Source organism: Sphingorhabdus sp. (assembly GCF_044239665.1).
GTDB lineage: Bacteria > Pseudomonadota > Alphaproteobacteria > Sphingomonadales > Sphingomonadaceae > Sphingorhabdus_B.
Genome location: NZ_JBIIBA010000026.1, coordinates 1 through 14583 on the forward strand (window position 1 = coordinate 1; position 14583 = coordinate 14583).

8 protein-coding genes are annotated in these 14583 nt (G+C 56.0%); 3 read left to right on the forward strand and 5 right to left on the reverse strand.

Going from position 1 to position 14583, the window contains the following annotated elements:
- Together ACILP3_RS08385 and ACILP3_RS08390 are read right to left on the reverse strand one after the other, a co-directional pair.
- Positions 1-1669: insulinase family protein (locus tag ACILP3_RS08385; RefSeq protein WP_395616204.1), on the reverse strand; the 1669-nt coding region annotated here is incomplete at its 3' end.
- Positions 1670-1763: 94 nt separating this feature from the next.
- Entirely contained in the window at positions 1764-3872 is a 2109-nt protein-coding gene (locus ACILP3_RS08390) for a penicillin acylase family protein (protein WP_395616205.1), read from the reverse strand.
- Positions 3873-3964: 92 nt separating this feature from the next.
- Here ACILP3_RS08390 and ACILP3_RS08395 point away from each other — a divergent pair, with 92 nt between their 5' ends.
- Both ACILP3_RS08395 and clpB read left to right on the forward strand, forming a co-directional pair.
- The gene (locus tag ACILP3_RS08395; protein ID WP_395616206.1) at positions 3965-5527 is read left to right on the forward strand and encodes a leucyl aminopeptidase; all 1563 of its coding nucleotides are present in this window, start codon (positions 3965-3967) and stop codon (positions 5525-5527) included.
- Between the two features lie 126 nt (positions 5528-5653).
- Complete coding sequence (gene clpB, locus ACILP3_RS08400) at positions 5654-8230, forward strand: ATP-dependent chaperone ClpB (RefSeq protein WP_395616207.1); 2577 nt, start codon at positions 5654-5656, stop codon at positions 8228-8230.
- 129 nt (positions 8231-8359) lie between these two features.
- Here the strand turns inward: clpB and ACILP3_RS08405 are convergent, their stop codons facing one another.
- Both ACILP3_RS08405 and ACILP3_RS08410 read right to left on the reverse strand, forming a co-directional pair.
- Positions 8360-8674, reverse strand: a complete 315-nt coding sequence (locus tag ACILP3_RS08405) for a hypothetical protein (RefSeq protein ID WP_395616208.1) — start codon at positions 8672-8674, stop codon at positions 8360-8362.
- 82 nt (positions 8675-8756) lie between these two features.
- Positions 8757-9941, reverse strand: a complete 1185-nt coding sequence (locus ACILP3_RS08410; RefSeq protein ID WP_395616209.1) for an aspartyl/asparaginyl beta-hydroxylase domain-containing protein — start codon at positions 9939-9941, stop codon at positions 8757-8759.
- A gap of 11 nt (positions 9942-9952) precedes the next feature.
- Here ACILP3_RS08410 and ACILP3_RS08415 point away from each other — a divergent pair, with 11 nt between their 5' ends.
- Positions 9953-11008, forward strand: coding sequence for a hypothetical protein (locus tag ACILP3_RS08415; protein ID WP_395616210.1), 1056 nt, complete (start codon positions 9953-9955; stop codon positions 11006-11008).
- A gap of 115 nt (positions 11009-11123) precedes the next feature.
- On the opposite strand, the gene ACILP3_RS08420 is transcribed toward ACILP3_RS08415, so the two are convergent.
- Positions 11124-14411, reverse strand: coding sequence for a TonB-dependent receptor domain-containing protein (locus ACILP3_RS08420; RefSeq protein WP_395616211.1), 3288 nt, complete (start codon positions 14409-14411; stop codon positions 11124-11126).
- Positions 14412-14583 lie beyond the last annotated feature (172 nt).

The window sequence follows — 14583 nt, forward strand, 5'->3', positions numbered from 1 at the left end:
TGCCGCGTTTGTCGGCTGGGTCCGCCGCATAGCCCGCATTGAAGCTAACCGCGACGCGGACGGTTGGCACCGCGGCGCGGCGCGCAAAGAACACTTTAATGCCATTGCTTAAGGTTGTTTCTTCAACTGTCGGGAAATCAAGCGCAGGCGTGCCTGTCGGTTCAGGAAATTTGCTGCGATCCTGAAAAGCCATTGGCGCCGGCACGGATACATCGTCGGCCCCAGGAGGCGCATAAAATGCAGGTGCCGTTAACGTGCCGGTGCGGCTGCCCGATCCTGCTGCAACTTCTTTATAGGCTTCGCGCTCACCGGGTTCGACGCGAATTTCAAGCACTGGGCGCGTCAGCCATTTCTGCATCGCGGCTTTCACCGTTTCTGGCTTTGCCGATGCAAGACGCTCCAATTCCTTTTTGTAGAAGGAAGAATCCCCCACATATAGTTCGCCTTCGGCCAAAGCGACGGCCTTGCCGCCAAAGCCGCCGACTTGTTCCAGACCGTCGATTTGCTGGGCAATGTTGCTTGCGGCAACGCGCTGCACTTCTTCGGCGGTTGGGCCGGTTTTGATATAATCGGCCAAGATTTCATCCAGACGCTTGGCCACCGCATCGGCATCACCGCCGGGCTTTACGTCCGCTTGAATGTTGACCAAGCTGCCATGCACGAAAGGAATGAGATAAGCAGAAACGCCCACCACGCTCTGTTCCTGACGCACTAAAATATTATCCAGACGCGAACTCGATAGGCCGCCAAGCGCGCTCATCGCGATGAACAATGCATTGGCATCGGGGTCGGCAAGGCCTGGCACCACCCAATTGCGATAGATGCGCGTAGTCGGCACCTTGTCCTTCATGACGATTTTAATGTCTTTTTCGAGCGTTGGCACAGGCGCATTCACCGGCGCAACTTGCTTGCCGCGCTTGATGCTGCCGAACCATTTTTCCACCAAAGGCTTTGCTTGGGCCGCATTGATGTCACCGGCCAGAACCAAAATCGCATTATTGGGGCCATAATGGTCGATGAACCAGTTTTTCATATCATCCAGCGAAGCCGCCGACAGGTCTTCAAGGCTGCCGATTGTGCTATGATGATAAGGGTGCCCTGCGGGGAATAATGTCCCTGATTGCTTGTAACTGACCAAGCCAAATGGTTGATTGTCACCCTGACGCTTTTCGTTGGAAACAACGCCAATCTGGTTATCAAGCTTTTCCTTCGTCACGGCGTTGAGCAAAAAGCCCATACGGTCGCTTTCAAGGAACAATGCAGATTCCAGCGCCGTGGTCGGCACGGTTTGGAAATAATTGGTGCGGTCCAACCATGTGGTCCCGTTCAGGTCGGTCGCGCCGATTTTCTTGGTATATTCAAAATAATCGCCCGGCGCATTTTCGCTGCCGTTGAACATGATGTGTTCGAACAAATGGGCATAGCCCGTTTTGCCCTTTGGCTCATTCTTGGATCCGACGCCATACCAGATGGACACGGCAACAATGGGGGCCTTGCGGTCTTCATGCACCAAAACCGTCAGGCCGTTGTCGAGGGTGAATTTTTCATGCGGAATATTGACCGCTTCCACCAATTTCGAAACGGGCGCCGCTGATTGCGCAAAGGCGGGTGCCTGCGCCGCGAGCACCGAGCCCGACATCATAAGGGCGAGCGTTAATTTACGGATCATAATCTGCTCCTATAGCTAAAAATCACTGCCGCTGAAGATAGCGACGACACGGGCAAACACAATGTAATGCCGAAGAATTTTCGACAAACGGCGTTTAGGGTCGATAACGGCGCTTTGCGTTCTGGACGGCATCAGCCCATTCAAAATGTACCGGCTTGTAACCGCCCGCGAGGAACAATTTCATCTGGTCTGTATAATGCGGGGATTCGGGGCGGGTCGTCGCCGAACCATAAGGTTGGATCGATTCCGATTGCACCTTGCCGTCCTTGTCCCATCGCATCAGCATGATGTAACTATCGCCATGGCGGACGCGCATTTTGCCATCGGCTTGCTCTGCATCCCATATCGTTGTGGCGCGCAAGGCGTCACTGCCGCCCAGCATCGGCAAATCGACTTCGCCGCGCCGTAGGCGCTGAATGTCGCCCAATGGCGGGTCGATGCGGCCAAAGCGCTCTTTGAACTCTGTGACGGCCTCCTGCAACGTTTCACGGGGATCGGGCATTTTTTCGCCACGCCAATTTCGCCGCGCGCCAAAGCGGATGATGCGTTCGGCCAAGGCGTCCGCACGGCCTTTGCCATCGCTTGACCAATCCCAACTCGCCAGCAGCTTTTGTGCTTCGGCAAGCTCCGGCGCGTCTTTCAAATCCAGCGCAGCAAAGGACGCCATCCACGCACCGACCCAGCTTTTCTTGCTGTAGATCATGTCCATTTTAATCGCGAGCAGCTCTTGCGGCGTGATGGAGCTATCAGCGGCCAGCAACTCTGTTGCGCGCAAGCCGCGATTGGTCATGCCCAGTTCAATGCCCAAATAAGGCGAATATGCCGCAGGATCCATTTCCGACCCCGGCCCTGCCGCCAGAAATGGCGTGTTATTGGCGTTTTGGACAAAGCCAGATGCGGGATCGACAATCTTGGGATAGCGGGCAAAGCCAACGGGCCCTGCCCACATTGCCGCCGATGTGTCGCCCGGAAGCAGCTTGGTATAATCATAGCCCGGCTTTCGGTCGGGGAAGAGCGCATTGTAAATATAAGCAATGCGGCCAGTTTTGTCGGCATAAATGAAATTTGTCGCTGGAATGCCGCCAATCGCCATCGATTGGGTCCATTCCTCCCAATTCGTCGCTTTGGTGTTGCGATAATATTGTTCAACGACTTTCACATTGTCGATGCCGGCATAGCGGATCGCGAAATAGCCCTTGTCATTTTTGATGACCGGTCCGTGGATGGAGCGATATATCGTCTGTGGTACGGGCAGATTGAACGGGCCTATTTTCACCGGCAACCAAACCCGCTTCGATGACAAAGGCATCCATTTGCCATCATAACGATATTGGTCGCCAGCCTTGTTCATCACCAATTTATAGACATCAATAAGGTCGGGACGGTTGACGGTATTGGTCCAACCCAAATGACGGTTATGGCCAAGTAACACGAACGGCGATCCGGGGAACAAGGCGCCAGCCATATGCAGCCCCTCACCCGAATGGGTGACGGCTTCATACCACGCCACCTGACCTTCATAAGGCTGGTGCGAATTGGAAATCAGCCATGTCTTGCCATCGGCCATACGCTTGGGCGCAATCGCAAAGGCGTTTGAACCGTTCATTTCCGGATCGCGCCCAATGGGTGTCATCGACGCGGCACTCTCCTTCGGCAGCGGCTTGCCTTCGGTCAACGCGCCAATCGCGCTATCAAGGCCATAGAAAAAGGGCGCGCGCAGTACGAAGCCTGTGACAATATCTTGTCCAGTTGCAGGAAATAGCTTCGACAGGCGGACTTCTTCGGGATGTTTTGCGGCATAATGGTTCAAGCCAGCGGCATAGGCCTCTGCCACGGCGCGGACTTCGGGCGACAATTCCATATAACGCGTCTCGGCAGTCTCCCGCGCGCCCAACAGATGCATCACATAATCGACCTTGGCCCCATCGGAGCCCGCAAGCGCGCCATAGCGCCCGCGCGTCATGGCAACGACATCTTCGATTGTCGAAAAATCATCTTCGGCATGGGCAAAGGCCAAGCCATAAGCGGTGTCGGCATCAGTCTTACCGTTAATGTGCGGCACGCCAAATTCATCGCGCACAATTTCAACATCATAACTGCGCTTTGGCATGTCATATCCGGTGGCCGCTAACGGCTCCCACAGCGCGCCTGCACCCGCAACGACACCGACAAGCGCCAGTGACGCCCACAAAAATTTCCGCATTTCACTCTCCCCCTGCAATGAGACCTTGTCACATCGGTCCATTTGCGTACATATCCGGCATAACCAAGATTTACGGAAAGGAAAGTCCCCCTATGCATCGCAGCCTCTTTGCCCTTGCACTTGCAACTACCACAATCACCCCTGCATTTGCGCAGGCCGATGTCATTGGATCGGGGATAGTCCCGTCGACAGCTGCGCATTCGCAGACCCGGCCAATCAATTTCGCAGCGACAGCGCCAACATCGGGCGCTTTGGTCATCATGATGCGCGATGCGACGCTGCCAACCAATGTTGTTGATGCGGCAACGGCGCAAGCATTGAACGCGGCCATCGCTTCGGCAAAATTTGAAGGCAAAGAAGGCAGCACCTTGTCGCTACGCGGCATTGGCAATTATGCGCGCATCGTTCTGAGTGGGGTTGGCGAAGAAGGCGACCGCATCACCCATATCCGCAACGCATCGGGCAAGGCTGCACAGGATTTGCGCGATGAAGCGCAACCAGTCACCATCACAGGCGGCCTTAACCAAGACGAAGCGGCGGCCGCCGCTTTGGGCTATGCCATGGGTCAATATCGGTTCGACCGCTATAAAACCGTGGACCGCAAAGCGCCGCCTACGAACCCTGTAACCATAATCAGCAGCGATGCGGGTAGCGCAGAGGCTTTATGGAAGTCGCGCCATGCGGCCTTGGCCGAGGGCGTTTCCTTGTCCCGCGATCTGGCGGCTGAGCCAGCCAATGTCATCTACCCAGAAACCTTTGTGGAGCGGGTCCGCGCGGCCTTCGGCAACACCGCAAACGTCAAGATTGAAGTGCTCGACGAACCGATGATGCGCAAATTGGGCATGGGCTCACTTGTCGGCGTTGGCCAAGGTTCGCGCCGCCCATCACGGATGATGATCGTCGAATATCGTGGCGCTGGTGATAGCGCGCCATTGGCGATGGTCGGTAAAGGCATTACTTTTGACACAGGCGGCACATCGCTCAAGCCCGGTGCGGGCATGTGGGAGATGAAGGCAGACATGTCTGGCGCGGCCAGCATCATGGGCGCTGTGTTATCGCTCGCAAAGTCAAAGGCATCGGTGAACGTGATCGGCGTTGCCGCGCTGTCGGAAAATATGCCCGGCGGCAATGCGCAGCGTCCCGGCGACGTCGTGCGCACAATGAGCGGCAAGACCATCGAAATCCTCAACACCGACGCCGAGGGCCGCTTGGTAATGGCGGACGCCAATGAATATGTCGTCGCCAATAAAAAACCCGGCGCTTTGGTGAACATGGCGACGCTGACAGGCTCGATCGTTGGCGCATTGAACGACGAATATGCAGGGCTATTCAGCCGGGACGACCGGTTGGCAGCAGCAGTTACCGCCGCGGGCACCGCAACGGGTGAAGATGTGTGGCGGATGCCGCTCCATAAAAATTATCTCAATGATATGAAATCCGACATTGCCGACATTAAAAACGTTGCTGAGGGCGGCGGCCCCGGCGCAGGTCTTGGCGCGACCTTTGTTGGCTTTTTCGTCGATAAAAATGTTCCTTGGGCGCATCTTGATATTGCCGGCGTTAACTGGGCGGACAAAGCTGGGCCAGTGACGCCAAAGGGCGCATCGGGCTGGGGCGTGCAATTGCTGGACGCGCTTGCCCGCAATTGGAAATAATATCGGGGTCATCGCATTTTCGGGGAATGGCCCTCGCACTTGTGTTGCGAAAATGCCGCACTACATTCTGAATAGGCATGGAGCCTTTGGGAACAAAGGCTCCATCGGTAATTTAGGAAATAGCGCATGAACCTCGAAAAATTCACGGACCGCGCCAAGGGTTTTCTGCAAAGCGCGCAGACCGTCGCCATTCGCATGAGCCATCAGCGGATTGGACCTGAACATCTCCTGAAAGCTTTGCTCGAGGATGAGCAGGGCATGGCATCTGGCCTTATCCAGGCCGCTGGCGGCGACGCGGCGACGGCGCTGCGCGAGACGGATGCCGCGCTCGCAAAGGTACCGGTCGTGTCCGGTGGCGGGGCGCAGCAGACCCCAGGCCTCGACAATGACGCCGTGCGCGTGCTCGACGCCGCCGAACAGGTCGCGCAAAAAGCTGGCGACAGCTATGTCACCGTAGAGCGCCTATTGCTCGCGCTGGCGCTCGCCAAGACCAGCACAGCAGGCAAGGCGCTGGCCGCAGCGGCGGTCACGGCCGAAGGGTTGAACGCCGCTATCAACGCATTGCGGGGTGGCCGCAGTGCCGACACTGCGGGTGCAGAGGACCGTTATGACGCGCTGAAAAAATTTGCCCGTGACCTGACTGAAGTGGCGCGTGCCGGAAAGTTGGACCCCGTCATCGGCCGTGACGAAGAAATCCGCCGCACTATCCAAATCCTTGCGCGCCGGACAAAGAATAACCCCGTGCTGATCGGCGAACCCGGCGTCGGCAAAACGGCTATTGCCGAGGGGTTGGCCTTGCGCATCGCCAATGGCGACGTGCCCGATAGCTTGAAGCATCGCAAATTGCTGTCACTCGACATGGGCGCGTTGATCGCGGGCGCGAAATATCGCGGTGAATTTGAAGAACGGCTCAAAGGCGTGCTGGACGAGGTCAAGCAGGCCGAAGGTGACATCATCTTGTTCATCGACGAAATGCATACGCTTGTCGGCGCGGGCAAAGGCGAGGGCGCAATGGACGCCGCCAACCTGATCAAGCCCGCCTTGTCGCGCGGGGAGCTGCACTGCATTGGTGCAACGACGCTCGATGAATATCAAAAACATGTCGAAAAAGACCCGGCGCTACAACGCCGCTTTCAACCCATCTTTGTCGGCGAACCCACGGTCGAGGATACAATCTCCATCCTGCGCGGGTTAAAGGAGAAATATGAACTGCACCATGGCGTGCGGATTACCGACGGCGCTTTGGTAAGTGCCGCCACGCTGTCGCATCGCTATATCTCCGACCGTTTCTTGCCCGATAAGGCCATTGACCTGATGGACGAGGCTGCGTCGCGCCTGCGCATGGAGGTTGAATCCAAGCCGGAGGAGATTGAAACGCTTGACCGCCGGATCATTCAGTTAAAAATTGAACGTGAAGCATTGGGCAAGGAAAGCGATGCGGCGTCGAAGGACCGTCTGGCCAATTTGGAGGGCGAGCTTGCCAATCTGGAGCAGCAATCATTGGAGCTGACGCAGCGTTGGCAGGCGGAAAAAGACAAGATTTCTGCCGAAGCCAAAATCAAAGAATTGCTCGATGGCGCGCGCGTCGAGTTGGAACAGGCGCAGCGGTCTGGCGATCTCGCCAAGGCAGGCGAGCTGCAATATGGCACGATACCCGGGCTGGAAAAGCAACTGGCGGACGCAGAGGCTGCTGCGGGCAATGCGATGTTGCGCGAAGAGGTGACGGCGCAAGATATTGCCAGCGTCGTCAGCCGCTGGACTGGCATTCCCGTCGACAAAATGCTGGAAGGCGAACGCGATAAGTTGCTCAACATGGAACAGCTTATCGGCGCGCGCGTCATTGGCCAGAAGGACGCGGTGGAAGCCGTGTCCAAGGCAGTTCGCCGTTCGCGCGCTGGGCTTCAAGACCCGAACCGCCCGCTGGGTTCCTTCTTATTCCTTGGGCCAACCGGTGTCGGCAAGACTGAATTGACCAAGGCGCTCGCCTCTTTCTTATTCGACGATGACAATGCGATGGTCCGCATCGACATGTCCGAATATATGGAAAAGCACAGCGTCGCGCGGCTGGTCGGCGCGCCTCCGGGCTATGTTGGTTATGAAGAAGGCGGCGTGCTGACCGAAGCCGTGCGTCGGCGGCCCTATCAAGTCGTCTTGTTTGATGAAGTCGAAAAGGCCCATTCCGACGTTTTCAACATCCTGTTGCAGGTATTGGATGATGGTCGCCTAACCGACGGTCAGGGCCGCACGGTAGATTTCTCCAACACGCTTATCATCCTGACCTCCAATCTGGGCAGCCAGCATATGGCCGCATTGGAAGACGGGCAGGATGTGAAAGACGTTGAACCGCAAGTCATGGAAATCGTGCGTGGCCATTTCCGGCCCGAATTCCTGAACCGCTTGGACGAGGTCATATTGTTCCATCGCTTGGGCGCCGACCATATGGCCCCGATTGTCGATATTCAGGTGCAGCGCGTGCAAAATCTGCTCAAGGATCGCAAGATCGCTCTGTCCTTGTCAGACGAGGCCAAAGCATGGCTGGGGCGCGTCGGCTATGACCCGGTCTATGGCGCACGCCCACTAAAACGCGCCATTCAGCGTTATTTGCAAGACCCGCTGGCCGACATGCTCCTGCGCGGCGGCATTCCCGATGGGAGCATGGTGACGGTACAAGAGGGCGATGGGGCTTTAAAATTGTCGGTATAGGCGGCACTTGAAGCCGATAGCATTCTGGTTGCTGTGGCCTGCGCCTGCAACCAGGATGCTTTTAAATAGTCATAGGCCGGAATTTGAGCGTCGCGAACGCTCTCCGGCATGCAGCCGGACCAAGCAGCTTTACTGACCGCCTGGGCGTGAAGTTCCATCCTCGACCAAGCGGCGGGCGAGATCATTGCCAGAATCTGTCATCTGGCGCCACTGCGCGAGCGTCTTACAAACCTTGCCTTTTTTCACCAGTGAACCCGTCACCCTGACGGTGCGGCACCGCATGGCTTGGTCTGGATCGGAAGCTTTGTCGGAGGCTTTGGCCAATTTGCCATCCGGCGATGTTGGTGCAGACGCCGGAGCCGTTACAGGCGCGGAAGCTGGTGCTTGGGCCAAAGCCGACGTCATGATGCCAATGGTTAAGGCTGTGAATAGGATTGGTCGCATGTGCAATTTCTCCGTTGAGAGGCGACGAGCAATTAACACAGACATTTTCCAGTGCAAGTAAAGACGCGAAAAATGCCGTAAATCAATGCGTAAGTTTAAAACCCGTCGCGTCAGCCGCCGTATAATAACGGGCAATGACCTCTTGTTCGGCGACAGTTAAATGCGGGTTCCACACGTCAAAGATAAGAACGGCGCGATACTTATCGCTCTCATTCCACGCTTCATGTTCAATGGTGTCATCAAAGGCAAAAGCCTCCCCCATTTGCCATTCGCGGGTTTCGCCGCCAACGCGAAATCCGCAATTTTGCGGCACGATCAGCGGCAAGTGCACAATCGCCCGCGTATTGGTCACGCCTGTATGTGGCGGAATTCGGGTATGCGGCTTCAATATGGAGAAAAATGCACTGGGGGCACGGCCGGGAAGCATTGTCGTCGGTAAGCTGGCCAAGGCCGCCGCTGTGCGCGGGCAGCGGTCTAAAACGGCCTGATTGGGTTGCCCATATTCCCATAAAAAGCATGCACCCCAGTCAAGTGACTGGTCGAGCGCGGACCATTTATTTTCAGGGATGCCCGCATCCATCTTAACATAAGGGCGCAACGCGTCACCCGGGTCGGCCAGCAGCGCCTCTAATTCTGCGCGGATATCGTCTGTCGCAGCTTCAATCGCTGGCATCCAAGGGAAATGATGGCGATCGAAAAATTCATCCGCCGGCAGGAAGGGATAATATAGGCCTTCGCATATGTTCACATAGGTCCGTCTGCGGCCCAGTGCCACATCGACAAATGCCTTACTGCGGCGACGCTCTGTTGCATTCATGGCCGCAGATAATGGCGCCAGTTCCGTGCCAACCGCATCGGCAATTTGAAGCGTCGCTTGCGACACAAATGCCTGGCCCTTCTGCAATGCAGCCGCAATATCGGGGGGCAGGTCTGATGCCTGTGCCGCCATTTGAAGGACGCCGCTCCACGCGACCAGCGCTTGGGCTTTTTCACCGATACGTTCATGCAATTCGGCCTTGCGGAGCCAGCCCATAAAGTCCCGGCGGTCGATGTTTATTGCGGCATCCAGCGCCTGCATTTCGCCATCATCGTCGCCTTGCGCGCGCCGCGCGGTGGCCACATTTCGCCAAAGCGCGCTCGACAGAGAGTCATGCATAATGGCCGCCACGAACAGGCGTTCTGCCTCAGCAAAGTTCCCGGCCCGCAGGGCAAGCATGCCTTGGCTATTCAGTCGGGCCGCCTCGGCCGGTGGTGCGCTCTCGTTCATAAGGCGAATGCTTGCCATTTACCGTTAGAAACGGCAAGGTCGATGACGTCATGGCGAACAATAATAACGACATATGGAAGGACGGCTTATGGCTTGCGCATCGTTATGATGCATCCGCCGATGCCTTTCATCTGCGTCCTGTAAGCCGTGCAGCGCACAATGCTGCCACCTTCCTCACCGATGAATATCTGGGCGTGGAGCCAAGCCCACTCGTCCTATCGCGGCACGAAGCCAAAACGCGCAACGGGCAAAATGCCAGCCTGCATTTTATTCTGCATTCCGCCTTTTGTGCATCGACCATGTTCGCCAACGGGTTTGATCTGCCGGGCCAATCAATGGGTTTGAAGGAACCGGTTTTGCTGAACGACATTGTTGGCTTTCGCCGTCGCGGCGCGCCACCAATAGCGGTCGGCGAACGCTTGCGCGACGCCTTGGACATGCTCGCACGTCCCTTTGGCGACGATTTGGCGGTCGTTGTGAAACCGTCCAATATCTTCAATGCGCTTGCGTCCGCCTCGCTCGCCATGCGGCCGACAAGCAAGGCCATTCTTCTGCATGCACCACTTTCTGTGTTTCTTTTGTCTGTGGCCCGCAAGGGCCTTTGGTGTCGGCTATGGTGTCGCGAGTTGTTGGAAGGGCAAATAGCCGACGGCATCGTTGATCTTGGTTTTGAGCCGGGTGATTTTTTCCGGCAGACCGATTTGCAAATCGCGGCGGTGGGTTGGCTGGCGCAGCAAAAGCTGTTTCATGACATGGCGCGAAAATACGGGCCGGAACGGATCGCAACGCTAGACAGCGAACGACTGACCGCTAATCCCGGCAAGGCTTTGTTGGCTGCAGCCGCGCATTTTGGACTGGGCGATCATGCCGCTGCAAACGACACGCATCCTGCCTTTGGCACGCATAGCAAGTTTGGCGGTAGTTTTCGGACAGAGGACCGGCGCGCCGAATATGCGTTGGCGCAAACCGCGCATGGCGACGAAATTGAAAAGATTTTGATTTGGGCCGAAGCCGTTGCCCAATCTGCCGACATCCCACTAACGTTGGAGCATGCGCTGCGCTTTTGACGCGGCGGGCTAGCCACAGGCGCTGACCGGGCCTTTTCCTTTTAACATTATGGCTGACATACAAAAGGGGCGGACATTGCTGCCCGCCCCCTTGTTTCCTTATATGCTCTTCAAATTAGAAGCGCAGCTTTGCCGTTACAGCATAGCGACGTCCCAACGCATCATATGTCGATGGGAAGGTGTTACCGCTGTTGTACGTTGTCGAACCAGCATTGTTACCAGTCAATGGTGGAGCCTTGTCCAACAAATTCTGAACCGAAACCGTGATGGTCAGATTTTCGCTGGCATTGAGACGGGTTGAGAGATCGAAGTAATTATATGACTTGATCTTGCCCATGTTAACCGTCCGACCACCAACGCCCGGGATCGATGCCCCGATCGTTCCGTTGAAGAACGCACCACCGTCAGCCACGTCAAGTGGCTCTTGCTCCATCGCAGACAGGTGACGCCACAACAACGACACGTCGATATTCTCGTACGACACTGTTGTACGCTGCGACCATGAATATTCTGGCTGCAGTGAACCACAGTTGGTGCTGAAATATCCGGTGCAATCACGATTGACGGAATCTGGGTTGAGCACGAACGCGTTGAACGTCGATTTGAAGGTGTAGTTACCGTTGAACGACAATGCCAAACCGATTTTGTCGGTCAGATCAGTCTTGTAGTTCAAGATCAAGTCGATGCCGTCAGTTTCAAGAGCACCCGCGTTCGACAGAACCGAAGGCAGGCCAGTGAATACGTTCGGATCACCGCTCAGACCGCCATCGGCCGGGCTACGGCGAATGCTGGTACAAGCTGCTGTGGTCGATGCTCCAGCAGCTGGGCTGAATACGTTCGATCCAAAGCAAGCCGCAATGACGTCACCAGGTGTTGGGGACGAAATCGACTCGGTCACCTTGATGTTGTAATAATCGATCGATGCACTGAAACCAGGAATGATTGCAGGCTGGAAGATCGCACCAACGGTGAAGCTGTCCGACGTTTCAGGCTTAATGTTGATGTTACCACCACCAGTCGAGTTCACCTGACCTGCGTTAGGCTGAGGAATCGAGTTGATGTTGCCCAAGCTGGCACCTTGCGCCAAGCAGACGGCACGAAGTTCACCGGTTGGACCAGTTGCCGGACGTCCTGGCAACACAGCGCCAGCCGTCGTCAACGTCGCACAAGGATCAGTACCAAGGTTGGTCAATCCCGTGTTCACTGGTGAGAATAGTTCACCAATGTTCGGCGCACGAACGGCACGCGCGAAGTTACCACGGATTGCAAGTCCTTCGACTGGCTCCCAAGTACCACCAGCCTTAAAGGTTGTGGTGTTGAACGATGGGTTGCCTTTTGCATCGACAGTGTATGACGAATAACGAAGGCCGCCTTCAACAGTCAGGCTGTTAAAGAATGGCTTGTCGCTGACCACTGGTACAACAACTTCACCAAAGGCTTCATACACGTCAAAGCCACCTTGGATACTCGGGGTCGCACCACCGGCACCGCCAAGATCGCCGCCTTTTGCAAGCGCATCAGCGCCCTGACGGGCGGTATATTTACGGAACTCACCGCCGACTGCGAATGCCACGGAATCTTCAGCAAATGGGCTGGTAAAGCCCGCGTCGCCGCTGACGGTTCCCTTGACTTGTGCAAGCGATGTTTTCGTAAAGCTGGTGCTTTCCTGAACCAAGAACGGAATTGCTTCTGGCTGAATGGTGCCGAACACATTTGCTGCAACGCATCCATTGGATGTGTCGAAGCAGACGGGTGCTGCTGCTGTTCCGCCGGCACGAAGCGACTGACGGAAACGCGAGTTCAAGGTGTAACCCTTAATCGTCTGGATATTTTCACTTTGGCCATAGGCACCTGTGATATCCCAGTCGATTGCGTCGGTGATCGAACCACGGGCACCTAAGCGGTAATCGAATACGGTCGTGACATATTCCGAAATACGTGGGCCAGCTTCGATTGCGCGACGGGCAAAAGTTGTCTGCGGGTTAGGGTTGAAACCTTCACCAGCTTCGATCACACCATTATTGTTGAGGTCGAATGGCTGCCATGCTTGCGCTACCGCAAGTCCGTTACCGGATGTCGTAGCAGTTGCAGACGCGCCGCCCGTTCCAACTTCAAGATAACCGGCCGATCCAGGACGCAGGCTGGGGTTAGCAGCAGCATCGCACTGCGCTTGTGTAAAGCGCGGTGTGTAGATGTCAGGACGTGGGTTAACGTCAAATGCGCAGAACTGGTTACGTGCAGTAGCCGGCAAGAACGGGTTGTTCAAAGGAATGTTCACGCCGATGCCAAACGCGCCCGATGGTGCGATGATCGTGTTTACAGTGTTCTTTGAGAACAAACCGCGCGTGTATACTTCGACCGCATCGCTGACTTCGTAACGTGCCTGACCGAACATGTTGTAACGTTCGAACGGCGTCTGGAAGACGTTATATGGGTTGAAGTTGAACGTTGAGAAGGTGGGAACGATCTGACCAGCGTCGTTGATCTGGTTAGTTCCGCCATTGACGCCGCCTGCAGGGTTCGTCTCATAAATAGGACGACCAAGAAGGAAACCAGCAGTGATATCTGCCGCAGTTGGAGGAGTCCGACCGGTAAACAAGGATTCAGCTACTGGTGCGCCGGTTGCGCCGGTGCGGCGCGTGCCCGAGAAGCGCGACGGGAATGCCGTGCCTGAACCAAGTGCTGTGCCGCTGTAAGTTTCAAGGGTATCTAGTGATACATCACGCGCACCTTGATACACAGCATCAGCTTGCTGATAGCCAACGCCGAACACCGCGTTACCGCGGCCATCGTCGAAGTTTGCACCGATTGTCACGTCAGCGCGGAAAACATTGCCGTCACCTTGCTCGGTAAGCTGCTGCGAAACTTGCGCTTCTAAACCGGAGAAATCATTCTTCAGAATGAAGTTAACAACACCACCAACAGCGTCAGCGCCGTAAGTCGTGGATGCACCACCGGTAAGAACGTCAACGCGCTCAACCAAAGCGAGCGGAACGTTGTTCAAATCGACCTGACCACCAAAGCCAGCAGGCACGATACGATCACCGTCCAACAATACGATGTTACGGTTTGAACCGATACCACGCAGGTTAACGTAGGACGCGCCGCCGTTGCCGTTATTGACCGCAGAACCGATCGACGCAACAACGCCTGGGATTTCACGCAGAACTTCTTCGGCCAAGTTGGACTGAAGCAGTTCCATTTCTTCGGAGGTGGTTACGTTCACCGGAGCCGAACGCTCTAGGTTCGGATTGGTAATGAGCGAACCGGTAACGATGATCTCGCTTGCCGCCTCTTCTTCGGCTGCCGCATCTTGGGCGAACGAAGGCGTTGAGATCAACGCCAAGCCCAATGCCAGCGGTGCCGCTGCATATTTCAAATTGCTGATACGTGTGTTTTTCACGGTATAGCCCCTTTTAAAAGGCCAAAGACGGACGGTTTCCCGGCAACCAATGGCTGTTCAACTCCCCAGCTTTTCCACGATCACAGCACGCGTTAAAAACACGCGACGCGCGACGGAGTCCCTCTGGGTTGGTGTGCCTTTGGCGGAAATCCAGTATTCGCGCAACAAATTG